Source organism: Paenibacillus agaridevorans, assembly GCF_018604145.1.
GTDB lineage: Bacteria > Bacillota > Bacilli > Paenibacillales > Paenibacillaceae > Pristimantibacillus > Pristimantibacillus agaridevorans.
In genome coordinates, this window is the sequence record NZ_CP075889.1 from 6,880,701 (window position 1) to 6,905,547 (window position 24,847).

Here is a 24,847-nt window from a genome sequence, read left to right on the forward strand (position 1 = left end):
TTTCGCATCGCTTCTAAGAGAATCGCGCATTAAAAATAGAAAAAAGGCGAATAATCCCGTTGGATCACTCGCCTAATACTTTAACACAAGCCTAACAAATGGAGCAACCGTTGCCATCACAACGTAATATTAATATTTTTTCAGAATGCTCATCATATCCTCATACTCTTTCTTGTCGAGATGCTGTGCCATAATCTGTTGAATGTTGGTTAATTCGCGTTCTGTAAGCCCTTCCTCCATGTATGCGGAGATCTGCTGCAAGGACTCCTGGGGGAGCTTCGCCATCAATAATTCGAACAGCTTATTTTTGTCCTCGTCGCTTATCTTATCCTTCGTCTCCGTCAACTCGTCCGTCGTCAGCGCCGTCTCCGTCCCGTCTACGCCGTCCGATCCCCCGATGCCTTCCAGCGTTCCGCCGTCTGCGACATCTCCGCCATTCTCGCCCTCAGCGCCTGTGCCGCCTCCTTCCGGCGGCTCGACGCCTCCGGCCGCGCCGCTGCCTTTGCCTACGCCGACATCGGTAAGAGGGGGCTCCTCGATCTGGCCAAACGCCTCCTGGGCTCCGTCGTCTTCCGCTGAGCCGCTATTCTCAGCCGCGAGATCCTCCGAATCGCCGTTCGCTTCCGAACCGCCTTCGACGCCGCTGGCGCTCTCTACGCCGCTCTCCTCCGCCGTCGTATGCGGGTCCGAGCCCCACAGCTTGCCCCATACGCCAGACATCGCCATAGGCGGCACTTCGATCGGCAGCTCGTATTGCTTTAATATGGTTTCTACATAACTCGTTACGATATACCCCGTCGTCCAGATCGACAAAAAGCTGATGATTAATCCCGCGGCCACCAGCTTGGCGATCCACGCCAACCCTCTAAACATCCTATCATCTCCTAAGCCGGCTCCAGGCATGAATCTTAGCCTCTGCCTCTCGCAGCCGTTCATTCCTTTCTACCAGTATGGTCAAGGTTGAGAGAGGACATTCCGCATTCCGCCTTACAGGAGAAAAAAAGCCATTGTCTAAAGGAGCGTCTTACGCTCCTTCAGGCAATGGCTGTGGCTTGCTGCTTTAACCAGCTATTCTATTCGTAGATCGGACGAACCGGATTCGTCTGCTCGCGGTTGCGGCCTACGGAGAAGATCGCGATCGGAATACCCGTCAGCTCCGAGATACGGTTCAAGTAGCTCAGCGTATTGGCCGGCAGATCCTCCAGCTTCTTCGCTCCCGAAATATCCTCGCTCCAACCCGGATACTCCTCGTATACCGCTTCGCACTCGGCCAGCGTCTTAAGGCTTGCAGGGTAGTGCTGGATAATCTCTCCGCGGTACTTGTAGCCCGTGCAAATCTTAACGGTGTCCAGCCCCGTCAATACGTCCAGCGAGTTCAGGGACAGACCTGTGATGCCGCTGACGCGGCGCGCATGACGGACGACAACCGTGTCGAACCAGCCGACGCGGCGCGGACGTCCCGTAACCGTACCGTACTCATGACCCTTGTCGCGGATCAATTGGCCGATCTCGTTGTCCTGCTCCGTCGGGAACGGGCCGTCGCCTACGCGAGTCGTGTAGGCTTTGGCAACGCCGATAACCTGCTGAATCTTGGACGGACCGACGCCGGAGCCGATGCAGACGCCGCCCGCGGACGGGTTGGAGGACGTTACGAACGGATACGTGCCTTGGTCAATGTCGAGCATGACGCCTTGAGCGCCCTCGAAGAGCACCTTTTTGCCTTCGTCGATAGCGTCGTTAAGCACCACGGATGTATCTGTCACATATGGACGGAGCACTTCCGCGTAGCCCAGGTAATCCTTTACGATGGAGTCCGCGTCAAGCGCCTCTCCGCCGTAGACTTGCTCGATCAGGTTGTTTTTCTCTACGATGATGGCGCGAACGCGGGATTCGAATTCCTCCGCATCCATCAGATCGCTGATCCGCACGCCGTTGCGGGCCGCTTTGTCCATATAGCACGGACCGATGCCCTTGCGCGTCGTGCCGATCTTGTTATCGCCCTTGCGGTCTTCCTCAAGGCCGTCCAGCACAAGATGGTACGGCATAATCACATGCGCGCGGTCGCTGATCTTCAGGTTCTCCGTGGAGAAGCCGTTCTCGTGAATATAGTTAATTTCGTCGATAAGAGCGGCAGGGTTAATAACCATGCCGTTGCCGATGACGCAAGTTTTATCATGATTAAAAATACCGGATGGAATCATCGTTAATTTGTATTTCTTATTGTCGATGAGGATGGTGTGCCCGGCGTTGTTTCCTCCTTGGTAACGAGCAACAACGTCAGCTCCCTCTGCAAGGAAGTCGGTGATTTTGCCTTTCCCTTCGTCTCCCCACTGCGTACCGACAACAACAACCGTAGACATAATCATACCCCCGTTCGATGCATACAAACATCGAAAATTACCGTCCTTGCGGCAGATCCGGGTTCTTCACCGCATCACTTGCCAGAAGACAGCACTAATAGTGTAGCAGTGCGACGCGTAGAAGTCAAACAAAAAACGAACAATTGTGCGGACGTCCACACAATTGTTCGGATATTTTACGATGCCTGAGACGGATCCTGATGCGCCCGGTCCAGATTGACGAATTTATTGAAGTTTTTGAGAAACACCAGCTCGACCGTGCCGACCGGTCCGTTCCGTTGTTTCGCGAGAATGATCTCGATAATATTCTTTTTCTCGGATTCCTTGTCGTAATAATCGTCCCGGTACAGAAACGCGACGATGTCGGCATCCTGCTCGATGGAGCCGGATTCCCGAAGGTCGGACATCATGGGACGTTTGTCCTGCCGCTGCTCGACGCCCCGGCTGAGCTGGGACAGCGCGATGACGGGCACTTCCAGCTCCCTAGCAATCATCTTGAGCGTCCGCGAAATTTCGGATACTTCCTGCTGACGATTCTCGCCGGCCTTGCCCCGCCCTTCGATCAGCTGCAGGTAATCGATCAAAATCATGCCCAGCCCGCGTTCCTTCTTCAGCCTCCGGCACTTCGCGCGAATATCGGCTACCGTAATGCCCGGCGTATCATCGATGTAGATCTCGGCCTCGGCCAAGGCGCCGATCGCCATCGTCAGCTTCTCCCAATCGTCGCCTTCCAGGCTGCCAGTTCGCATCCGGGTCGCGTCGACATTGGCCTCGGCGCATATAATCCGCTGCACGAGCTGTGCCGCGGACATCTCCAGCGAGAAGATCGCGACCGTCTCCTTGGCCCGCACGCCAACGTTTTGAGCCACGTTAAGGGCAAAGGCGGTCTTGCCCACGGAAGGACGTGCCGCGACGATAATAAGGTCGCTTCGCTGAAAGCCGGCCGTCATCCTGTCGAGATCGACGAAGCCTGACGGAATGCCCGTCGGCCCGCCCTTGTTGCTGTACAGGAACTCAACCTTCTCGAATACCTCCATAAGCACATCGCGGATGGAGATGAAGCCGCCGCTGGAGCGTCGGTTGGAAATTTCCAGAATTTTTTTCTCGGCATCGCTTAGCAGCACGCCGACGTCTTCTGCATTCGCATACCCATCCGACACGATATTGGTCGCGGTCCGAATCAATCTTCGCAGCATCGACTTCTCTTCGACAATCTGCGCGTAATAATCAATGTTGGCCGCCGTCGGTACGGCATTAGCCAGCTTGGCCAAGTAGCTGACGCCGCCAATCTCCTCCAGCAAGCCTTGATCTTGAAGATGGGCTGTAAGAGTAACGAGATCGACCGGCTGGTTGTCCTCGCCCAGCTCGATCATCGCTTCGTAGATGCGGCTATGGCTGCTGCTGTAGAAGTCTTCGCTGCGAACCCGTTCCATCGCGGTTATGAGCGCCTCCGGCTGAATCAGTATGGCCCCGATAACAGCCTGCTCGGCTTCCATATTTTGCGGGGGAATCCGGTCGAACATTAATTCCGTACTCATGCTTCACGCTTCTCCTCTCGGTCATCGCTCTTGGAAAATGGAAGACAGGCGCAGACGATTCTACGCCTACGCCCACCTCCGACAACTTCCGCTTATCTTAAACCTGATGATTGCTCTTGCTTATTCTTCAGCCGTCTGAACGTTCAGCTTCGCTTTCACTTCCGGATGCAGCTTGACCGGCACCTGGGTCATGCCCAGCGTACGGATCGGGTCTTCCAGCTCGATCTTGCGCTTATCGATCTTAACGCCGAGGCCCGCGAGCGCCTCCGCTACTTGCTTGCTCGTAACGGCTCCGAACAGGCGGCCGCCTTCGCCGGCTTTCGCCTTTACGACCACGGTCATCTCTTCCAGCTTCTTCGCAAGCGCCTGAGCGTCTTCCTTCTCCTTCGCCTTGCGTTTCGTTTCCGATGCGTTTTGTACCTCAAGCGTCTTCAGATTGCCATCGGACGCCGCTTTCGCGAGCCCCTTCGGCAACAGGAAGTTGCGTACGTATCCTTCGGAGAGATCCTTTACCTCGCCTTTTTTCCCTTGTCCCTTTACGTCTTGCAGAAAGATTACTTTCATTCGAATAACCCCTCTTCCGATTGTATTTGGTGCAGCACTTGCTTAAGCTTGGCCGCGGCTTCGCCCACCGTGCCTTCCATCTGAGCCGCCGCGTTCGTCAGGTGGCCGCCGCCGCCCATCCGCTCCATGACGACTTGCACGTTAATGCCCCCAAGGGAGCGAGCGCTGATCCCGATGAGTCCATCCGGTCGTTCGCCGATGACGAACGAAGCCAGAATATCGGTCATATTAAGCAGCGTATCCGCCGACTTGGCGATCAGCAGCTGCGAATTGCGCACGCCCTGCTCTACCACCGCGATGGCGATATGGTCGTACACCACTTCGGCATGCTTAATAATCTCGGCCTTGCTGACGTAACCTTCCAGATCCTCTTGCAGCATACGCTGGATGACCATGGGATCCGCCCCGTTCCTTCGCAGGAACGAAGCCGCCTCGAACGTACGGGCTCCCGTACGCATCGAGAAGCTTTTCGTGTCGACCGTAATGCCGGCAAGCAGAGCAGTCGCTTCCCTAATGTCGAGCCCGACCCGGTCATGAATGTATTGCAGCAGCTCGGTGACAAGCTCGCAAGCCGAAGAAGCATAAGGCTCCATATAGACGAGAATCGCGTGATTGATAAACTCCTCGCCCCTGCGGTGATGGTCGATCACGACGATTCGATCCGTCGCCGTCAGCAGCTTCGGCTCCTTTACGAGGGAAGCCTTGTGCGTGTCGACGACGACCGCCAGCGATTGCGGCGTCATCAGCGTCAATGCCTGCTCCGGGGAGATAAACCGCTTGGACAGCTTCTCTTCTTCGCGCAGCAGCTCCATCAGCTTCTCCATTGAAGGATTGATTCCCTCAAGTACGATATAGGCTTCCTTGCCAAAGAGCTGCGCGGCCTTGAGCACGCCGATGGCTGCGCCGATGGAATCCATGTCGGGGAGCTTATGGCCCATAATAATGATATTATGGCTCTCCTTCATGAGATCCCGCAGCGCATGCGCCACGACGCGAGCCCGCACGCGAGTCCGCTTTTCTACGGCGTTGCTCTTGCCGCCGTAGAACGACTGGCGTCCCGCCACCTTGACGGCAGCCTGGTCGCCTCCGCGGCCCAGCGCAATATCGAGACTCGTATGCGCCCATTGACCGAGCTCCATAATCCCCTCGGCCCCGGCTGCAAATCCGATGCTGAGCGTGACGGGGATCTTCTGCTCGCCCGCCATCTCCCGCACCTCGTCAAGAATGACAAATCTGGAATGCTCCAACTGGCGGAGCGTCTTATGATCGGTAACGAGCAGAAACCGGTCGGACGTGAGCCGCTTGAGATAGATTTTGTACTGCTGGGCCCATTCCGTAATTTCCGTCGTCACTTTCGCGAGCAGGGAGCTTCGCTGATGGTCGTCGAGACCTTGCGTTACTTCCTCCAGGTTGTCGATCATCACAACGCCGAGGGAGAGCTTCTCGTCCTCGTATTTGCGGCTGAGCTGCCACAATTCCGTGATGTTTTTGACGTAAAGAATTTTTTCTTTGGGCCGGAAGATAAGCTGGTACATCTGCGAGCCTACCGCCGCTTCGATGATGCCGTCGCGATCCTTGGCATGCTGCAGCGTCGGGAACAGCTCCGTCAGCGGCATGCCGATGGCGTTGTCGCGCTCGAATATTTTTGCAATGTACGGATTATGCCACTCCACGGTACGATCTTCATTATAGAGAATAATGCCGAACGGCAGCTCGCTGATGACATCGTTGCCGCCCTTTTTAACGCGATAAGATAACGTGCCGAGATACGTCTTAAGGTCCTTGCGGAACGCCCGCTCCGCAAAGTAACTGTAGACGGCGACCCCGATCGTAAGGATAAGACCGGCCAGTCCTGCCGCCCAGTGAAACCAGGCGAGCAGGGCCGACAGCAAGGCAAGCACCGCAAGCGCAGCCACTTGATGCATGCCGTGCCATCTCGTAATTAGAAACTTAGGCATAGAACGTATCGCTCCTGTGCTATTGGGATTTAACGAACGCCTTCCGGATCGGGAATGCCGTATCCAGAACGCCGATCAGGCTTAGCGGAGGAATCAGCAGCACAGGGATGGCTATGAGAACGGGAACTGCCCTATTCCAATCGCGATGATGAGCAATATAGAAGAAGAAGCCGATCGCCTGAATCGCGAATACATAACTGAGCAGAGGCACAAGATTCATCAGTGCAACCGGGAGGAACGCCTTGCTCGTACTAAGCATGAACAGATCCATCACGTATGCGATCAGATAGAAAATAACAAGCGAGCGCGGAAGCTTCCAATCCCTTGCCTTAGGGAAGGCAGGCACTTCAAGCCCGCTCCGGTTTACGATTCTTCTCGCGAGATAATGCGACACGACCGTCAAGACGTACGCCAAAATGATGAAGGTGAGCGGAATCATGTTAATGATGACTTGAATAAGCGTGTCCGTGTGCGAGGAAGTCCACTCCGTCGCGAGCGTGTTCTGCGCCATCACGGTGTCGAATACGTCTCGGATCATCGAGCTCATCTCATCAAGCAGGGACAGATCCAGGAACAGCTCGAATACGAGCAGCTCCAGCATAAGCTGGGCCAGCACGATGACTCCGACGATCCGTATCACCTTGGCCGCAGGTTCCTTTTTGCGGTATAAGTGACCCATGGCTATGCCGGGCAGCAGGAAGAACAGTCCGATAATAAGCACCGCCGGTCCCACGATCAGGGCGGCAGCTACCCACACGGGAATCGTGTGAAGGGCGAAGGCTCCCTTGGATAGCGTCGAATACAGAACGACATACGGAACCATCATGAACAGCAATGCAGGCAAGTTCAATACAGGTACAGCGAGAAGCAACAGCAGCAAAAACGCCGCCCCGCTCCACAGCAGGGGTTTCAGCCCAGTTTTCAATCGGTTCACCTCTTGCAGCTTCGTTTGCACACCCGATTATCAGGCATTTAACACCCATTATAGCACAAAAGCGGATTTCCGCATGCATCCCGACCATTCCAACATTTGCGCCTGCGCCCAGCGGCGACCAAACTCCGTTCAGGTCCCCCTCAAAAAAAACTGCCCCGGGAGCCTTAGTCCGTATCTGAAAACCCGCTCAGGGGCATCTTTCACCGCCTTTCCGCCCCCTGCTTCGTCACTTTTGCTTGACGTACCCCCGGTACGCCTTCACAAAAGTTCCTTGCATGGAACGAAAATTCGGCAAAATCTGCTCCCCTCGGAGTATTCAGACACGCCCTAGCTCCGCTGGGACAGTCCCTGTTGGCAATAATCGATAATTTCGCTTCTTCTTACGAGTCCGATAAAATGATTTCTGTCGTCCACGACAGGCACGAAGTTCTGTACCTTGGCCAGCGAGATCATATCATCCATATTAGCGTCGATATTTACCGCTTTGTTCGTGACCCTCAGCGGCACCTCGGCAAGCTTTACCTTGTTGGTCGTCTCGAATGTCAGATCCGGCCGGCTCTTCATAAACCAGAGCAGATCGCCTTCGGTGACCGTTCCGTAATACGTGCCATCCGAGTGGAGAATCGGTACGGCCGAGTAACGATGATATTCCATCCGTTCCAGCGCCTGCCGCAGCGTCGTGTCATAGGTCAAACATACGACCTCTTGCTTCGGCAGCAGGAAAAACGCGATATTCATCCTTTGTTTCACTCCGTTCTATTGACCGGACGCGCTGGAGAGCGACTGTACCTCCTTCTCCACTGTCGCCGTGTACTTCGGAGGGAGGATCAGACTCGCGGACGGCGCGTCGGCATCCAGCCAATTATGAATCATGGTCTGTACTTGCTGCAAGTCCTCTTCGTCGGCAAAATAATACCAAGCCCCTCCTGCCTCCAAGCGACCGCCTTGACCGAGCAGCGTATGGCTGTACATCGTCAGGCCGCTCTTTGTCAGCATAGCTTGCGACATGTCGATCAACTGCCCAGGCGGCATGTCGGTGCTGAAATTGTCGCCCATAATGTCAATAAATGAAGGAATCTTATTCCACTGCTTCAAACTCGTCGCCTTCTCTATAATAGCATGAAGGAACTGCTGATGTCGCTCCGTCCTGCTCATATCCCCGCCCGCGTCTTCGCGGTACCTCACGAAGTTGAGCGCGTCCGTGCCGCCATAAAGGTCCTGTCCGCCCTTGATGACGAATTTTTCGTGTCCGTAACCTTTGTTGACGATGTCCTCCTCGATTGGAAGCGCGATGCCTCCCATCGCGTCGATGGCAGCGCGAAAGCCCTCGAAGTTAATAGAAGCGTAATGATTGACTGGCGCGTCCAGCAGCTTTTCTACCGTATCCATCGTCATCCCCGGCCCGCCGAAGGCATGAGCATGGTTGATCTTGTCCTTGCTGTCTCTGCCCACGATCTCGACGTAGAGATCCCGCGGAATAGATACGAGCAGCATCTTGCCGTCATTCGGACGCACGATCGTGTAGATCAGCGTGTCGGACCGTCCTATCTCGTTGTCCCGTTGGTCCACCCCGAGCAGCAGCACGGAGAATGGATCCCGCTTCGTCCTGTCGACTCCGACAGGTTTTACAGGCTGACGGTTTTCGACGGGCTTGTACGTGTTCTCCAAACTTTTCTCAAGCGAACCCTGCAAGAACCAGTCGAAGCCGGCCATTGCCAGCACGCCCCGATTCAAATACGCCGCGGTCAGCAGAACGACCGCAATGATTCCGATTGCATATAATCGTTTATGTTTCTTCTTCATATTGTCCACTCTCCAAGCGATTTGGTTCCGTCTGTCTCTATACCGGCAGCCTTGCTTTCTTATCATTCTAGACGATGGCAACGTTGCAGGGGTTACAAACCTATGACAAAAATTTTATCCCATTTGTGGTAACTTGTCGCATTTCGCAACCAATATTTGCAACAAAAAAAGGTCTATTGCTTATGTACGGCGAATACAATTCTTGCAATACTATGTCCATAAGGAGCGTGACTCGTCCATTATGCAACCGGTACAAGTAAATCCGGATCCGTCTTCGACTGGCTTGGATCCCAAGGTGGCTGGCCTGCTTTGTTATTTGCTCGGCTTCATTACAGGTATCATTTTCCTCGTTCTGGAAAAGCAAAGCCGCTTCGTAAAGTTCCATGCGATGCAGTCTACGATCGTATTCGTGGCCATTGTCGCCATCAATCTGGTGCTAGGCTGGATTCCCGTCATCGGATGGCTCATTTCGATTATTTTGGCCCCGATCAGCTTCATTTTGTGGATAGCCCTCATGCTGATGGCTTTGCAAGGCAAGATGTTTAAGCTGCCCTACATCGGCGACATCTCGGAGGAGCAGGCGAACAAATTCTAGTAAAGGTTTGAACACGCACTACTAGGGCTCCGATCGTATTTACACCGCCGGCCTTCATTATGAAACAGGGACAGCCCTTTAGTCGTATAAGACGAAGGGCTGTCCCTGTTCTATTTGTACCGCAATAAACCGAATGAAAAATACGCAGTAAGGGGATTACTTTTATAATAGAAACGTCTGTTAATTCTCTTTGACAAATAACCAATTGTCTCCTATGATTTATCACAGTTAATAGTTCGAATACTAATCATCCAATAGATAGTTGGGAAGTGAGCGCTTGAAGAAACAATTTATGGTGATCGGGCTCGGCCGCTTCGGCACAAGCTTGACCCGCACTTTGATCCAAAACGGACACGAAGTGCTTGCAGTCGACAAGAACGAACAACTCGTCCAAGAGATGGCTCCCATCGCTACCCATGCGCTGCAAGCGGACTGTACGGACGAAAACGTGCTGCGCGAGCTTGGAGCAAGCAACTTCACGCATGCCATCGTAGCGATCGGCGACGATTTGCAGGCGAGCATCCTGACGACGCTGTTGCTTAAGGAATTGAAGGTGCCAAAGGTAACTGCGAAAGCGCGAAATGAAATGCATGGCAACGTCCTCAGCAAGATCGGCGCCGATCACGTCATCTATCCGGAGCGTGATATGGGGACGCGGCTGGGCAATCAACTCAGCTCGGACAACCTGATTGACTACATCGAGCTGTCGCCGGACTACAACCTTGCGGAGATCGGCGCGCCTCCCGCCATGGACGGCAAATCGCTCAAGGATCTCAACATCCGCGCCCGCTACGGTTGTACCATCATGGCGATCAAAACCGGCGATCGCATCAATATTTCGCCCAAGGCCGAGGATGCCATTCATACGGGCGATGTGCTGCTCATCATAGGCAGCAACGATGATATCCGCGAGCTGGAGAACGACTATGAACGCGCATAGCCATCCCAAGAAAAACGAACAGCCTTGGCTCGAGCGTTTCATCAATCATCTCAAAAATAATATCAGTCCGCCGCAGCTGATTACCATCGTGTTCTTCGGGCTCATCTGGATCGGCGCGATTTTGCTCAGCATGCCCTTTTCGTCTAGCGACGGACATTCCATCGGATTGCTTAATGCGCTCTTTACGTCGGTATCTGCCGTTTGTGTTAACGGTCTGACCGTGCTGGATACCGGCACTGCATTCTCTGTCGTCGGTCAGACTATCATTATGATTCTGATCCAGGTTGGCGGTATCGGCTTTATGACGCTCGGCGTGATGGTTGCTATTCTGCTGGGCAAGAAGATTGGTCTCAAGCAGCGGCTCATTATTCAGCAGACGACTCAATCGACTTCGGCGCAGGGGCTCGTTAAGCTGTCTCTGTATATGGTTCTTATCGTATTCGTATTCGAATCCATCGCCACGCTGATTCTGACACTGCACTGGCAGAGCGAGCTTGGACTGGGCAAAGCGGCATACTACGCCCTGTTCCACTCCGTATCCGCCTTCAACAATGCCGGATTTTCCCTATGGTCCGACAGCCTGATGCAGTTCGTCGGCGATCCCGTCGTCAACTTGACGCTGATCCTCTTATTTATCGTAGGCGGTATTGGTTACATCGTCATATTGGACGTGCTTCGCAAGCGCTCCTGGCGCAAGCTGTCGCTCCACTCCAAGGTCGTGCTAATCTCCTCCGGCGTATTGATCCTGACAGGGTTCTTGTTGATTTTCCTGCTGGAGAGCTGGAACAGCGCAACGTTCGGATCGTTGAACACGGGCGAGCGGCTTTTGGCGTCGCTCATGCAGAGTACGACACCCAGAAGCGTTGGCTTTAACACCATTAATATCGGCAGCATGCTCGCCGTCTCCCAGTTCATCCTCATCATCCTGATGTTTATCGGGGCGGGATCCGGCGGTACTGGCGGCGGAATCAAAACCAATACGCTGGTCATCCTTATCCTGTCGACGATCCAGACCTTCCGCGGCGGCGGTCAAATCCACGCCTTCGAGCGCAAGATCTCGCAGGACTCCGTCATGCGAGCGCTGGCAGTCGTTATGACGGCGCTGGCTTTTGTATTAACCGTTACCTTGATTCTTACGGTGACGGAGGATGTGGCGAAGGACAACTTCCTGGCTGTCCTGTTCGAAGCAACCTCCGCGTTCAGCACAACAGGCTTGTCAATGGGGCTTACCAGCGAGCTCACTACGGCAGGCAAGATTGTCGTTACCATTACGATGTTCTTGGGCCGGTTAGGCCCTCTCACGCTGGCGTACGCGCTCGCCCAAAAGAAACAAAGCTCCAAGATCGGCTATCCCGAGGATCATATTCTCGTCGGTTAATGCCCGGGCAAAAATTCATCTTACACAAAGGCTGCCAGACGATTCGTCCATCCATGGACTTCGTCCGGCAGCCTTTTCAGCCTTAATGGCCGCCAGATACGGTCAAACCAACGCGATCCACGAGTTTCTTGCTCTCTTCGTTCAAGCCGATTATTGTCACGGTTTTGCCCTGCGCCTCATATTTGCCCAGAACCTTTGCAATTGCCGTAATCGCCGAGTGATCCCAGACATGAGAGCTGCCGAGATCAATCACGATATGTTGCGGATCCTGCTGCGGGTCGAACAACTCGCCGAAGTGGCTCATCGTGCCAAAGAACATTTGGCCCCGAATCCGATAATGCTTAATTCCCTGTTCTGTGACATGCATGTCGGCATGCAGCTTGGCCATACGCCATCCAAAGAGAAGCGCGCTCATGATCACGCCGACCATAACGCCCTTTGCGAGATCATGCGTGTACACCACCACTGCAACGGTCACTACCATTATAATGGTGTCTGACAACGGGATCTTTCTTACATTCAGAATAGAACCCCAATCGAAGGTGCCGATTGACACCATAATCATGACACCGACCAACGCCGCCATCGGGATGCTTTTGACCACATCGCCAAGCACCATAATCAGGAACAACAGTACGGCACCCGCCACCAGAGTGGACAGTCTGCCCCGGCCCCCCGATTTGACGTTGATGACGGATTGTCCGATCATCGCGCAGCCCGCCATACCTCCAAAAAATCCGGTAACCGTGTTCGCGATGCCTTGTCCGCGCACTTCCCTGTTCTTATTGCTCTTCGTCTCCGTCGCTTCGTCGAGGATCGTTGCCGTCATTAAAGATTCCAGCAATCCGACGATCGCCATCGTAAACGAGACCGGCAATATAATCATCAGCGTCTCCCAGTTAAACAGAACGTCGGGAATATGAAAATTCGGCAGCGAACGCGTAATATTGCCCATGTCGCCGACCGTGTTCACTTGAATGCCGCCGAATACGGTCACGCAAGTCATGACGATAATTGCGACAAGCGCGGAAGGCACGGCTTTAGTCAGCAGCGGAAGTCCATAAATAATGAGTAATGTTGCAGCTACGAGCACATACATGACCCAGGTGACATTCTCGAATTGAACGAGCTGTGTCATAAAGATCAAAATCGCCAGCGCGTTCACGAACCCAATGACTACGGAATGCGGAACGAACGTAATAAACCGCCCCAGCTTGAGCATACCCATCAGAAACTGTATAATGCCCGTCAGAATCGTAGCCGCATATAAGTACTCAATCCCGTGATCGGCTACCAGGGTTACCATCAGCACCGCCATTGCGCCTGTAGCCGCGGAGATCATCCCTGGTCGTCCGCCCGTAATGGAGATGATAACCGCGATACAAAATGAAGCATGCAGCCCAACCATGGGATCGACACCCGCGATGATCGAGAAGGCTATGGCTTCTGGAATCAGCGCAAGCGCGACCGTAATGCCGGCCAGCAAATCCCCTCTGACGTTAAAAAACCATGTGTTTTTCAGTTGTTGTAACAAAGAAATAATTCCTCTCTCTCCTCTAGGTCGAGTCTGAAAATCTGCTCCCCTCGGAGTATTCAGACACGCCCTAGTAATTGGTGACCTCCCACTCTCAGAGAGGTCGGGGCCGATATTTGACGATTTTTATTATACACAGAATCCACAAGCGATCTACTGAATACCATCACGGGTTTAAACGCTTACATCCGTGTTATTCTCTCTTATTCTGTTTCAATCTCCTTTTTAGCCATCATTACGATCAATATAATTCCATGCTCAAAAGGCGATTCGAATTCGCCAGTCCCTTTATCCACATGGGGATAACTTTTTTTCGACGTCACCCTTTATTGAGTTATTCACTTGTGCATACTTTTGCATCTTGCGTGTGGTAGATGCATCAGCCTGCGTAAATGGGTGAAAAAGCTTTTCGAGCTGCTCTGGCGTCATGCCAATGCCCGTATCCCGAACAAAAAATTCGTAACCCTGCCGAGAATCCCTGACTTCCTTATAAACCTTGAATTCAATCAGCCCGTTCTCGGTAAACTTGTTGGCGTTGCTTAACAAATTAATGAGAATTTGTTTTAATTTTGTTATATCGGCCGTAATTTCTCCGCTTTCTTCGCAACTCTGTACGAATGGAAATAAATTGACGCGGGTTATTATGGTCATCAAGAAAAGGTACGATGGTTGTATTCATCCAATACTCGCTGCCGTCTTTGGCTCTGGGCAGAAATAATCATTTACGTAATGATTCCTTCTTCATTCATAATTGAAACGATTGACGAAGTCTCCAATGCCTTACGATACGTAGTTGAACATTTTTTGAAATGATATTACTCGTTATCAAGCAGAAAAATTGAAATAGATTAGAAATAGCTTTGATACCGCCGTTTCTATCGATTAATCATACTCGCTCGACGCCAAACTCCTTATTTGAACGAGTTCATAATGCGCAGCCGCTTTGTATGAATGATTTCGTTTCCTCAAGGTGAAACGGTTGTGTCCTAAAAAACAAAGAAAAACCAATGAGATAGACTCATTGGTTCATTAAATATTAATATTTACTTCTACCTGCTTTTGATTAACAATTCTACAGCTTCCTGGACAACCTTGCCGGTGTCCCCGCCATTCTCCAGCTCTTCTTGAATACATTGCTCCAAGTTTACCGCCACTACAAGCGCCAGCGTTTTGTCGACGGCGCTACGGACAGCGGAGAGTTGGCTGACGACGTCCTTGCAGTTTTTGTTTTCTTCCATCATTTTTAATACACCGCGTATTTGACCTTCGGCTCGACGCAAGCGCCGTTTCATATCATCATCGTACTTCATTTTAGAATCCTCCCGATACATGTATAGGTATATTATACAGTTCGGCTCAAAATAACACGATGGTTGATTTTTCTTTTTTCAGTCATTTAAGGAACCCCTTTCATTTTAACCTTTACCCTCTTATGAAGTAACTACGCTCCTTCCCAGTGGGACATGCCACCGGGCATATTACTGACGTCATAACCTAATTCTTCAAGCCGTTCGCATGCCAATCCGCTGCGATTTCCGCTTCGGCATACGACAATATAACTCATCCTCCGAATTCTTAGCATCATTCGTTTAATCGATTAAAAATACAAAAAAACCCACGCAAGGATCACTTTTTCAAGTGTCCTGGCTTGTGGGTTTCTCCGATCTGCACTTCAGAACGAACTATTCTGTTGTGTAAGGCAGCAATGCGATCTGACGGGAACGTTTAATTGCAACTGTCAGCAAGCGTTGGTATTTCGCGCTTGTGCCCGTTACGCGACGTGGCAAAATTTTGCCGCGCTCGCTGATAAACTTCTTAAGCAGATCCGTGTCTTTATAGTCAATGTGAGTAATTTTGTTTACAGTAAAGAAACAAACTTTACGACGTTTGTTGCGTCCGCCTTTACGTCCGCTGAACTTACGCTCTGGACGCTCGTCGCCGCCGTTCTCTCTTGGTTTGAAAGCCATGGTGTACATCCTCCTTCTCGTAGAAAATTAAAATGGTAAATCATCTTCGGAAATGTCGATTGGACGTCCGTCATCCTTGAAAGGATCGCTGTTGCTATTGCCGTCGTTGCGCGATCCGCCCGAACGGCTTCCGCCGCCATAGGATGAACCACCACCGCCAGCATTGCTTCCTCCACTGTATCCGCCGCCCGAATTGCCGCCGCCGTATCCGCCTCCACCGCCGCTGTTCTCATCACGCGGAGCTCCGCTGTTCTCGCGATTGGACTCCAGGAACCGGACATTGTCTGCAATAACTTCCGTTACATACACACGTTTGCCCTCATTGTTCTCGTAATTCCGCACTTGAATGCGTCCTTCAACGGCCGCTAAACGACCTTTGCGTAAGTAGTTTGCGCATGTTTCAGCCAGCTGACGCCATGTAACGATCGGAATGAAATCCGCTTCGCGCTCGCGTTCTCCGCCTTGACCTGCTGACGAGAATGGCCGGTCTACAGCCAGCGTGAATTGCGTTACCGCAACTCCGGCAGGCGTATAACGCAGCTCGGGATCCCTCGTCAATCTGCCAATCAGTATGACACGGTTCAACATCTCATCGACCTCCCCATTCCCTTGCGTGGACTAGACTAAGCTACGTCTCTGACGATCAACGAACGAATGACTTCGTCTTGGATCTTCATGATACGGTCAAGTTCATTTACAACTTCAGTCGTTGCGTTGAAATGAACCAGAACGAAGTAACCATCACGAAGCTTGTTGATCTCATACGCAAGACGGCGTTTGCCGATCACATCGGATTTCGTGACCTCTCCGCCATTGGAGATGATGCCATTAAATTTCTCGACGAGAGCTTGAACGTTCTCTTGCTCGACGTCTGGACGAATGATATACATCACTTCATATTTGCGCATATTGTTTCACCTCCTTTTGGACTAACGGCCCCATAAAATGGAGCAAGGAACGAGCCATAGGCTCGCATCTCTATACTATATCAAATCGAGATGCTCATGGCAAGCCGAGAATCGGGAGGCAACTTTTGGCGCTTCACCCTCCCAGCACCTGCAGTACGCTTACTTAGCCAACCAGTCCGCCAGCTCCTCCGTTTGGCTTAATACGGCAATGGGATCGTAATACCAGGAACGTTCTTCCTGCCATATATACACTTGATTCTGCTTCACCGGCGCAAGCGAGCCCCAGATTGGATCGGCTTTGAGCTTGTCTATCGTCCATTCGTTAACATCCCCGACCGTCAATACAATATAATCGCCCACATAGCCGGCCAATGTCTCCATAGACAATTCCATCCACTGCTTCTCCATCAGTTCATCCGCTACCTCGGCTCTCGGCTTTCTTCCCAATGATTGATAGATGGGTTGTCCTCCGCGGCCGAAATTATCCCCGTAAGCCCAGACGGACTTGTCCCCGAGCTCCAGAATCGTAAAGGTGGCATCCGGCGGTATGACCGCCTCCACACGCTGCTTGGCGGCCGCAATCCGTTCGTCGTAATCCTTGAGCCACGCATCCGCTTTATCCTCTAGGCCCAGCAGCTCGCCGAAATAGTCGATCTCTTCATGCGCATTTTTTAGATCGCCGTAGGGAACCGAAATCGTTGGCGCGATTTTGTTCATCTGCTCGAATCGTTTCGGATCGTCTGTAGCCGTAATAATCAAATCGGGATCCAATTCCATCATTCTCTCTGGCGACGAATTGCCGTATTCGCCGATATCAGCTACTCCTTCAAGCGCCTCTACATAATAAGGATTTTTTAGATGCAGGCCAGGAGTCCCCACCGGAATGGCATCAAGCGCAATCAAGCTTCCTACGTAGTCGTCCGCAATAATACGTTTGGGCGACGTGGGGATCTGGATATCCCCGAACGCCGTCGTAACGGTTTTGGCGTTTTCCTTCTCCTCGCCGCCGTTGTTTCCGCCGCCGCAAGCCGCCAGCAATACCGCCAGTACTACCATCATTAACGCTGCTCCCAGGAAGCCGCGTTTTGTTCCCTGTTCTCTCATGACCTTCTCCCTTTCCTATCCCCGCAATTAGTATAATGATTATCATTATCACTAGAACACTTTACCTTCTCCCTCTGCAAAAGAAAATGTTCCTGCATGATCTGGGAGCATGTCATATTGTGATGTGGGGCTTACGAGGCGGAGCTGGGAGATGGTGCATTCTATGGAAGGAGACAATTCATCAAACTTTCCAATTGCAGCTCGATCGACCCGGGATCGATGCCATAAAATTTTCCGAAGTCATTGAGAATATGTACATTGTCCCAGCAAACCGCCGTCAGCCGGCTCCATGTTTCGGACTGCAGCAATTGTCTGAACGCGAGCGAATCATGCGCCATCGTAATAAACAAGTAATCACAATCGATATCGGGCACTTCCTTAACTGGGAAAGATAAATAACCCTTGTCCATGATCCCTCTGTCTACAAGCTCCTGCGGAACACGGAAGCCAAGATCATCATATAGAACAGGCGTCCCTCGGCCAAAGCCGCAATGGAATACATAAGCCGCATCCGCATAGATCTCCCACACGGCAGCCGTTCCCCGGAATACTTGATTCGTATCCAGCCGTGCGTTCGACTCGGCAGCCATTCGATCATATCTCTTTATAGTTTCCTCTGCCGCTTTCCGCTTCCCCGCGATTTCCGCTACTCGGCGGAACTGCTCGCGCCAAGGCAGCTTGGTCATTGGAATCGCTTCTACGGCTGCATAACGATATAATTGCCAATCCTCCTGAATATCGCCTGTTACAAGAATGACATCCGGTTGCAATCGCTCCAATGCTTTATAAGATCCGATCCCCTCCGACCAGCAGAGCTCCCGCATTCCTTCCTCGCTTGGATGTCCAAGCTGGCGATGGTTCGACCACGCCGAATATGCCCCCAATACAGGCTCTACGCCCAGCCCTATCAGCATTTCCGTGTAATTGTAAGTGGAAGCGACGATACGACGCGGCTTGTTTCTGTAATTGGCAGGAGAAAGATCCAGGAGCGCTTTAAATTTTTTGCTCAGGTAGTAACCGTCGCGATAACCGACATGACGCGCGATTTCGTTCAAATTCGGAACAAGCCCTTTCAGAATCAACAGTTGCGCCTCCCTCACGCGCATAAGATTCAGATAGGAGGTATAGGTCAGCCCCGTCTTCTTACGGAATACCCTCGACAAGTGCTCGACGCTGACTTCCGCGTATGCGGACAACGCTTCACGACTCCACTCTTCCTTGAACCTTCGATGAAGCAGGTCAAGTACGTTCGTCAGCCATGGCATGTCCACTCCATCCCCTGCTTGCTTGTGTTGCTCCAGCAAGGCTGTCAGCAGCTCAAGAAAAATGCGTTGCGGTTCCAGCGGCTTCTCCTGCCGATTGGCCCATGCTAATTCAAGTAGCCGACACGTTTGGATGAAAGCATCGGACGAGCCCTTGACGGGCTTCTCGGGCAAGCCTGAAGGAGAAGGCGGCATACCATCCAGCGTCAGTGCGCGATACTCCACGACAATGGCTTTGAAAGCTTTTTCCGCTGCCCACTCCAGGCTGCTGCTTGCATTGCAGCACAGAATGGTACGCCTCTCGAGCTCGCGCTCAACTCCGTTATATACGACTCTTGCCCAGCCATCCGTCACCAGGATGATAACAGGCTCTCGTGGTCCGACCGCCTCGGTAGACCATGGCAATTGTCCGCTGCTCAGTTGGTGTACCGCGATCGGCAAATAATAAGTGTAACCTGTCATGTCCGCTCCCTCCAGTCCTGTCTCAGTTATAGCGCGAATATGAAGACTAGGCAAGCTGTGCACCGTTATCTGCTACTTATGCGATTGGGACGCGTTGTTCATACTAAGCCATGGACGGGAGCAGGCAATGTTTCTTCATCTCATCAATGCTGCCCGACCGCTTCATACACAACTCATGGAGGTGCATACAACGATGGGTGAATTTACGATCTTTAACGAAGGCGACCGGGCGCCGAATGACGGCACGTATATCGAGACTGGCGTCAATTCGTACCACATGGGCATTCAGAATCCCAAGAAAGTATCCTTGCACAAGGGCGAACGTTTCCCCGATAACACGAATCACGAGCGCAAGTGGATCCGGATGCCGAAATAACGTTTCAAAATATTTTGCAGCTGCATGAATACGTTGATGGTTATCGGGCATTATAATATCGACGGTGCAAGAGAGGTGTAGTTCCATTGGACCAGCAGGTGCAAGGATCTGAAGGAGAGTATTTCATCCACTACTTGTAAAGCGAGGCGTTGTGCTAAAGACTACGGTCCGTAAACACACAATTTCGATGAGCTCGAAGTGAGACAGGATACACGACGTACCAATCTAACAAAACCACCGTCGAGCAAGGGGGCTCCTCTTATAGGGAGCCCTCTTCTTCGTTTCATTTTCGGGGCTGTGCAGCCGCCTTACTCTCTAACGGAAACCAACCAATTTACCAAATCGTCCGCTCCGCTGCGTTTGGCCGCATCCAGTGGCGTCAGACCGTCATAACCGCCCCAATTGATGTCGGCGCCGCAAGTCTTGAGATATTCCGCGGCTTCCCTTTGCCCGCCGTGACAAGCCAGCCAGAACGCTTGATTGAGCTGTTTTTGGTTTTTAGACTTATCCTCTTCAACAAATCTTCTTACCTCTTCCATGTTCCCGAGTGCAGCCGCATGCCATAATAACTGTTTCGCCCCTCGTTCGGCCAGTCTGCGCGCTGTATCCCATTGTCCAAACGCTACAGCATCACTTAGAGCTGTTCCGCCGTCGATTACGGAGCCTCCAGCCTCAATATCTGCTCCCGCATCTAAGAGCGCGTCGAGCGCCTCTACATCGTTATTGCTGGCCGCCCAGTGCAGCGGAGTCTCCGCATGTGGTCCTTTGAAGTTGGCATTCACGTCAGCGCCGTTTTTTACTAACAATCGGATGACCTCAGGACCGTTCGGAATACGGCCTGGCCAATCCGTAGCAATATGTAGCAGCGACCTTATGCCGCGATAATCTTGATTCTTGGTTTCGATTCTGACTTTAGAGAGGCCTTCATGAGCCTCAAGCAAATTTTTCAACCCAACAGTGTCCCCGGCACGTATAACTGCTGTTATTTCCTTCGCCAACGGCTCGTCATCTTGTATATACATCGGGATGTCATTCACTCCTTCACTTCAATTATCTTAGTGGAGCCATTATTACTACAGGGTGAACGGGAGCAACGGAACGGAACTGAAAGGCGTTATTTCAGCAAAAAGCAGCATTTCGCAAATCTAATGGAACTGACAGCCCTTATGTTGGGCAAAAGTCCGCGGTTTGCCTGGATTTCTCACGAATAACGTCGCAGACTTCCGTTAGATTTTAAAATCACGCCAAACGATCCATATAGGGGCCCTTATTTCCGTTAACACGTTGGCGATGACTGATTGCAGCTTCACTTCCAGTTTTACACACAATGAATCAACGGCCTCATATCGGACCTTTCTTGCAGCATCCGAGCAGCATTTCGCTTCATTCCGGACGAATATAGTCTCCTTGTCCGTTTGGCAATCTAAAAAAACAGGTATTTAGAGTCGCTGATGTTCGTTAGAAGCGCATACGCCTCCTCTGGCGGGCCTGTCCCTTCGAGGCTGATCGGCCAAGTTTAAAGCCTGTTTTTTCGCTATATAAGTTCCCGAACTTTCGAGAACTTATATATTCTATTGTAGAACAAAAAACTCTTCCACAGCATGCTGTAGAAGAGTTTGATTGGAATTTGTATGGCGGAGAAGGTGGGATTCGAACCCACGCACGCTTTGACACGCCTAGCTGATTTCGAGTCAGCCCCCTTGGGCCTCTTGGGTACCTCTCCGCGTATGGGTGACACAAGAGAGATTGTACCACAGAAGTAATCATCGTTGCAAGTCATTATTCTATAATAATTTACACCCTGCTTTGTTGCCTACTCGGGTCCTCTCCCTCAGTTCTAAATGTCATTTATGCGTCTTCCTGGTCCTTGGGATTCGAACGCAGCACCTTCTTCATGTTCTTCTCGAACTTCGCTCGTGGAATGAGTACGCTATGCTTGCAGCCTACGCACTTGATCCGTATATCCATTCCCATACGAATAATCTCCATCTCGTTCGTTCCGCAGGGATGCTGCTTTTTCATCATAACGATGTCACCTAAGTCGAACTGTTTGCGCTCCAACATGATCCCTCCCACTGTGATTCGTCCTCATTCTATTAATTCGCGTTCAAAAAGTTCGATTTTCAGCACATTAGCGTATGCTTCCGATGATGCGTTTTTTTCAAAAACGCTGTAGAAGATTGGATGAAGGTAGAAACTGAGGAGCGGAGCGTAGTGGAAGCTACGTGAGCACCTGCAATGTTTTCGGAGGAAACATACTTCGAAAGCATCCGCTTAGTTTCGCCTGAATTCAATATTCGATGTCGAGTAAACTTCGTGGCATACATCGTGATCAAAAGCGAACTTTTTGAACAACCTCTATTATATCTTTCCTACTCTACCTCTCGATACCCTATTCCATCAGGCTCGAAGATCCCTCGTATCTCCACCTGCTCCTGCACAATGATGGTTTTAACCTGCATGAGCTCCTCTTGGGGGAAATGAATCGATAACGCGCAACCTGCCGTAATTTCTTTGGGCGTTGGACAGATATCGATCTCAATATCTGCATATTCCAGCAGCATCTCGGCTCTTAGCGCCTGTTGGGTTGAATCAAATGCGATCAACATAACGCGCTTCTTCCTCCCTTGCATCTTTATTTGTTCTGCATGGTCCGTATTGCGTATAAAATGGTTGTCCCATCCATATACTAGTAACACACTACCTATTGGAGGGATTCTATGAAGCTTCCATTTATGAAAGACGCGCCGTTTAAAGTGCCTTATACAAATGCAAATATTACGGGCATGCTTGTTCATCGGCTGACTGGGCTTCTAGAGGAAATTTCAGCGAATCGCCCCATTGTCATCGTCTGCATCGGAACAGACCGATCAACAGGCGACGCGCTTGGTCCTCTAATCGGAACTGCGCTGTTTAAATACAGAAGCCCTCACTTCCATCTATACGGTACGCTGGAAGATCCCGTGCACGCCATGAATTTGGAGGATACGCTGCACGAGATTAATCGCAAATTCGAGAAACCTTTCGTTATCGGCATTGATGCCTGCCTTGGCCAAGTATCCAGCGTAGGATGCATTCAGATTGGGCAGGGTCCCGTCAAACCTGGTGCTGGAGTAAATAAAGATCTTCCTCCGGTGGGAGATATCCATGTGACCGGCATCGTTAACGTTGGCGGCTTTATGGAATACTTCGTTTTGCAGAATACGAGGCTTCACTTGGTCATTCGAATGTCCGAGGTTATTGCAGCCAGTCTCATGTCCGCCATTACAAGTTATGTTCATGTATCCTCTTCCACCAGAGATCAGACTGCAGCTGCCGACTTTTCTTGATAGACTGCTTACTTGGCCAATAGGATGACTTGCTTCTCCTCTGGTGTAAGCGGGTAATTGGATTCGCCCTTTTGCAGCGGTTTGGCATACATGTAAGTATTATCCCTGCCATGCAGACCGGAGAAAACAACTCCGTCCTTCTCCTCATTAACGATCGCCAAGGAGAAGCTGAGATCGCTGCCTCCTTCCGAGAAAGCATTGTATCTAATAATGCCGATTTTCCCTTTCACCAATGGCAATTCCGACTCTACTGCATCCACACGCTTTTTCAGCTTTTCCTCTTTTTGTTCTTGTTCATTCAACTTTTGTTTCAGCTCCAAGATCACATCTTCTAAGTTGCTTATTCCCGTATTGCCCATTACGGCAACATATTGCTTTCTTAATTTCTTGAGACGCGACCCTATAATTGCGATCCATACAATCAGTATGATGACCAGGAGCAATATTACCGCACCTATCCCACCCATCAAGTACATTAGTTGTTCGTCCATGCTTTCCCCCATCTCTTAGTTGCCATAGTGCTTCGTTATCTCTGCCATAGCCGTTACTAATGTATCGACTTCCTCTTCTGTTGTGAATATGCCTACGCTTGCTCGTACAGCACCAGTATCTGCAGTGCCCGCGCTTGCATGCGCTAGCGGCGTACAATGGTAGCCGGATCGAACGGCGATGCCGTAATGTTGATCGAGAATAAACGACAGCTCGGACGAATCAATATTCTCCGCCTGGAACGCTACAATGCCAGTGCGTTCCTCCCCCAGCTTTGGCCCTAACAGGCGAAGCTTCGGTATATGCAGCAGCCCTTCCATCATCCGCTCCGTCAATGCCCTCTCCTTAGTATGGATGTTCTGCACCGTCTCATTCAACACATAATGGACGCCAGCCTTTAGCCCCGCCAAGCCTGGCGTATTAGGAGTCCCTGCTTCGTACCGATCAGGCCGTACTAACGGCTGATGCGGGGCTTCCGACTGACTTCCTGTTCCACCCAACAACAACGGCTTCAAATCAACCTCAGGCGCGATATAAAGCCCTCCAGTGCCTTGGGGGCCTAGTAGTCCCTTGTGTCCCGGAAAAGCCAGCAGATCGATTCCTAGCGTCTTCACATCGATCGGCACTATACCTGCGCTTTGCGCGGCATCCACCAGCAGTTTCACATCATGTTTGCGGGCAATTTCACCAATTTCTCCTACAGGCAAAATAGTCCCAAGCAGATTGGAGCTATGGTTCACTGCTATTAATTTCGTATTTGGTTTTATAGCCTTCTCCAGCTCTGACAACTGTATTCGGCCATATTCATCCGATTGCAAGTACGTAACTTCTACGTCTTTTTCCTGTTCCAATTGGTATAAGGGTCTTCTGACGGAATTATGTTCGACGCTAGTCGTTATGACATGATCTCCTGCCTTAACTAATCCCTGTATCGCCATATTAAGAGCCATCGTCGTATTAGCCGCAAAAGCGATATCATTCGGGTTGCGAATACCGAACAGCTTGCCTAACGCTTTTCTTGTATCAAATAAAATCCGGCTAGCCCTTACTGCCATAGCATGACTGCCTCTACCTGGATTAGCTCCGTCATTCATTAGCGCATCTGTCACAGCTTCTATTACACCTGGAGCCTTCGGCCATGATGTAGCCGCATGATCCAAATAAATCAACTTGCGTTGTTCGGCAGTCATTCCTCTACACCTTCCCTATCCATCTCTTTTTAAGCAGCTCTTTATGTTATGATCAATAAGGTGAACCGGTTGTTTCCGTCCATGAAAAATTCCTTATAATTGAATAATGGCATACCTTAGTTTAATCCTTCAGATGAAAGATTACAACTTAGATAT

Annotated in this window: 26 protein-coding genes, 1 tRNA gene and 1 pseudogene; 5 read left to right on the forward strand and 23 right to left on the reverse strand. The window is 51.3% G+C overall.

Translation table 11 applies throughout. The annotated features are described in order from the left end of the window. Positions 1–129: 129 nt before the first annotated feature. The 8 genes from KJW29_RS27600 to KJW29_RS27635 form a co-directional block, all read right to left on the reverse strand. Positions 130–873, reverse strand: coding sequence for a hypothetical protein (locus tag KJW29_RS27600; RefSeq protein ID WP_214627088.1), 744 nt, complete (start codon positions 871–873; stop codon positions 130–132). Between the two features lie 200 nt (positions 874–1,073). After that, positions 1,074–2,360, reverse strand: a complete 1,287-nt coding sequence (locus KJW29_RS27605) for an adenylosuccinate synthase (protein WP_108993117.1) — start codon at positions 2,358–2,360, stop codon at positions 1,074–1,076. A 176-nt stretch (positions 2,361–2,536) separates the two neighbouring features. Then, positions 2,537–3,898 carry a replicative DNA helicase gene (gene dnaB, locus KJW29_RS27610; protein WP_214627089.1) on the reverse strand — a complete coding sequence of 454 codons (1,362 nt, stop codon included), beginning with the start codon at positions 3,896–3,898 and terminating at the stop codon, positions 2,537–2,539. Positions 3,899–4,018: 120 nt separating this feature from the next. Continuing rightward, positions 4,019–4,462 carry a 50S ribosomal protein L9 gene (rplI, locus tag KJW29_RS27615; RefSeq protein ID WP_087568484.1) on the reverse strand — a complete coding sequence of 148 codons (444 nt, stop codon included), beginning with the start codon at positions 4,460–4,462 and terminating at the stop codon, positions 4,019–4,021. Continuing rightward, on the reverse strand, positions 4,459–6,420 hold the full coding sequence (locus tag KJW29_RS27620; RefSeq protein WP_108993113.1) for a DHH family phosphoesterase: 1,962 nt from the start codon (positions 6,418–6,420) through the stop codon (positions 4,459–4,461). Before KJW29_RS27620 ends, rplI begins: the two co-directional genes overlap by 4 nt. A 19-nt stretch (positions 6,421–6,439) precedes the next feature. After that, positions 6,440–7,345 carry a DUF2232 domain-containing protein gene (locus KJW29_RS27625; protein ID WP_373271274.1) on the reverse strand — a complete coding sequence of 302 codons (906 nt, stop codon included), beginning with the start codon at positions 7,343–7,345 and terminating at the stop codon, positions 6,440–6,442. Positions 7,346–7,681: 336 nt separating this feature from the next. Next, complete coding sequence (locus tag KJW29_RS27630) at positions 7,682–8,092, reverse strand: CBS domain-containing protein (RefSeq protein ID WP_087568486.1); 411 nt, start codon at positions 8,090–8,092, stop codon at positions 7,682–7,684. Positions 8,093–8,110: 18 nt separating this feature from the next. Next, positions 8,111–9,157 carry an LCP family protein gene (locus KJW29_RS27635; RefSeq protein WP_214627090.1) on the reverse strand — a complete coding sequence of 349 codons (1,047 nt, stop codon included), beginning with the start codon at positions 9,155–9,157 and terminating at the stop codon, positions 8,111–8,113. A 241-nt stretch (positions 9,158–9,398) separates the two neighbouring features. Here KJW29_RS27635 and KJW29_RS27640 point away from each other — a divergent pair, with 241 nt between their 5' ends. The 3 genes from KJW29_RS27640 to KJW29_RS27650 all read left to right on the forward strand — a co-directional run bounded on the left by KJW29_RS27640 (position 9,399) and on the right by KJW29_RS27650 (position 12,070). After that, the gene (locus KJW29_RS27640; protein WP_214627091.1) at positions 9,399–9,752 is read left to right on the forward strand and encodes a DUF4870 domain-containing protein; all 354 of its coding nucleotides are present in this window, start codon (positions 9,399–9,401) and stop codon (positions 9,750–9,752) included. A gap of 277 nt (positions 9,753–10,029) precedes the next feature. After that, the gene (locus KJW29_RS27645) at positions 10,030–10,692 is read left to right on the forward strand and encodes a potassium channel family protein (RefSeq protein ID WP_087568489.1); all 663 of its coding nucleotides are present in this window, start codon (positions 10,030–10,032) and stop codon (positions 10,690–10,692) included. After that, entirely contained in the window at positions 10,679–12,070 is a 1,392-nt protein-coding gene (locus tag KJW29_RS27650) for a TrkH family potassium uptake protein (protein WP_214627092.1), read from the forward strand. The genes KJW29_RS27645 and KJW29_RS27650 overlap by 14 nt, the downstream gene beginning before the upstream one ends. Before the next feature lie 82 nt (positions 12,071–12,152). Here the strand turns inward: KJW29_RS27650 and KJW29_RS27655 are convergent, their stop codons facing one another. From KJW29_RS27655 to KJW29_RS27695, 9 genes and pseudogenes are all read right to left on the reverse strand, one after another. Then, positions 12,153–13,604, reverse strand: coding sequence for a SulP family inorganic anion transporter (locus KJW29_RS27655; RefSeq protein ID WP_214627093.1), 1,452 nt, complete (start codon positions 13,602–13,604; stop codon positions 12,153–12,155). Positions 13,605–13,892: 288 nt separating this feature from the next. After that, positions 13,893–14,255: an ATP-binding protein gene (locus KJW29_RS36965; protein WP_425517582.1), complete on the reverse strand. Its 363-nt coding sequence runs from the start codon at positions 14,253–14,255 to the stop codon at positions 13,893–13,895. Between the two features lie 398 nt (positions 14,256–14,653). Beyond that, on the reverse strand, positions 14,654–14,914 hold the full coding sequence (locus tag KJW29_RS27665) for a metal-sensitive transcriptional regulator (protein WP_214627095.1): 261 nt from the start codon (positions 14,912–14,914) through the stop codon (positions 14,654–14,656). A 131-nt stretch (positions 14,915–15,045) separates the two neighbouring features. Further along, a pseudogene (locus KJW29_RS27670) lies at positions 15,046–15,159 on the reverse strand (rhodanese-like domain-containing protein); the annotation flags it as partial. Positions 15,160–15,286: 127 nt separating this feature from the next. Next, positions 15,287–15,571: a 30S ribosomal protein S18 gene (gene rpsR / locus KJW29_RS27675; protein WP_087568496.1), complete on the reverse strand. Its 285-nt coding sequence runs from the start codon at positions 15,569–15,571 to the stop codon at positions 15,287–15,289. Positions 15,572–15,598: 27 nt separating this feature from the next. Further along, the gene (locus KJW29_RS27680) at positions 15,599–16,159 is read right to left on the reverse strand and encodes a single-stranded DNA-binding protein (protein WP_087568497.1); all 561 of its coding nucleotides are present in this window, start codon (positions 16,157–16,159) and stop codon (positions 15,599–15,601) included. Positions 16,160–16,194: 35 nt separating this feature from the next. Continuing rightward, on the reverse strand, positions 16,195–16,479 hold the full coding sequence (gene rpsF / locus KJW29_RS27685) for a 30S ribosomal protein S6 (RefSeq protein WP_108994426.1): 285 nt from the start codon (positions 16,477–16,479) through the stop codon (positions 16,195–16,197). A 159-nt stretch (positions 16,480–16,638) separates the two neighbouring features. Then, a complete protein-coding gene (locus tag KJW29_RS27690; RefSeq protein WP_214627097.1) occupies positions 16,639–17,583 on the reverse strand; it encodes an ABC transporter substrate-binding protein in 945 nt (314 codons plus the stop codon). A 161-nt stretch (positions 17,584–17,744) separates the two neighbouring features. Continuing rightward, complete coding sequence (locus KJW29_RS27695) at positions 17,745–19,307, reverse strand: helix-turn-helix domain-containing protein (RefSeq protein ID WP_214627098.1); 1,563 nt, start codon at positions 19,305–19,307, stop codon at positions 17,745–17,747. A 193-nt stretch (positions 19,308–19,500) separates the two neighbouring features. On the opposite strand from KJW29_RS27695, the gene KJW29_RS27700 reads away from it, so the two are divergent. After that, positions 19,501–19,683 (forward strand): YjzC family protein, encoded by a 183-nt coding sequence (locus KJW29_RS27700; RefSeq protein ID WP_214627099.1) that lies wholly within the window; start codon positions 19,501–19,503, stop codon positions 19,681–19,683. 308 nt (positions 19,684–19,991) lie between these two features. Here KJW29_RS27700 and KJW29_RS27705 read toward each other — a convergent pair whose 3' ends face one another. From KJW29_RS27705 to KJW29_RS27720, 4 genes are all read right to left on the reverse strand, one after another. Next, positions 19,992–20,705, reverse strand: coding sequence for an ankyrin repeat domain-containing protein (locus KJW29_RS27705; RefSeq protein ID WP_214627100.1), 714 nt, complete (start codon positions 20,703–20,705; stop codon positions 19,992–19,994). Between the two features lie 610 nt (positions 20,706–21,315). Then, positions 21,316–21,406 (reverse strand) — tRNA-Ser (locus KJW29_RS27710). Positions 21,407–21,531: 125 nt separating this feature from the next. Next, positions 21,532–21,744 (reverse strand): DUF951 domain-containing protein, encoded by a 213-nt coding sequence (locus KJW29_RS27715; protein WP_087572549.1) that lies wholly within the window; start codon positions 21,742–21,744, stop codon positions 21,532–21,534. A 311-nt stretch (positions 21,745–22,055) separates the two neighbouring features. After that, a complete protein-coding gene (locus KJW29_RS27720) occupies positions 22,056–22,292 on the reverse strand; it encodes a putative Se/S carrier protein (RefSeq protein WP_087572546.1) in 237 nt (78 codons plus the stop codon). Positions 22,293–22,403: 111 nt separating this feature from the next. On the opposite strand from KJW29_RS27720, the gene yyaC reads away from it, so the two are divergent. Next, positions 22,404–23,012, forward strand: coding sequence for a spore protease YyaC (yyaC, locus tag KJW29_RS27725; protein ID WP_087572545.1), 609 nt, complete (start codon positions 22,404–22,406; stop codon positions 23,010–23,012). An 8-nt stretch (positions 23,013–23,020) separates the two neighbouring features. Here yyaC and KJW29_RS27730 read toward each other — a convergent pair whose 3' ends face one another. Both KJW29_RS27730 and KJW29_RS27735 read right to left on the reverse strand, forming a co-directional pair. Then, the gene (locus KJW29_RS27730) at positions 23,021–23,503 is read right to left on the reverse strand and encodes a DUF4446 family protein (RefSeq protein WP_246608406.1); all 483 of its coding nucleotides are present in this window, start codon (positions 23,501–23,503) and stop codon (positions 23,021–23,023) included. A gap of 15 nt (positions 23,504–23,518) precedes the next feature. Beyond that, positions 23,519–24,691: an aminotransferase class V-fold PLP-dependent enzyme gene (locus tag KJW29_RS27735; protein WP_214627102.1), complete on the reverse strand. Its 1,173-nt coding sequence runs from the start codon at positions 24,689–24,691 to the stop codon at positions 23,519–23,521. Positions 24,692–24,847 lie beyond the last annotated feature (156 nt).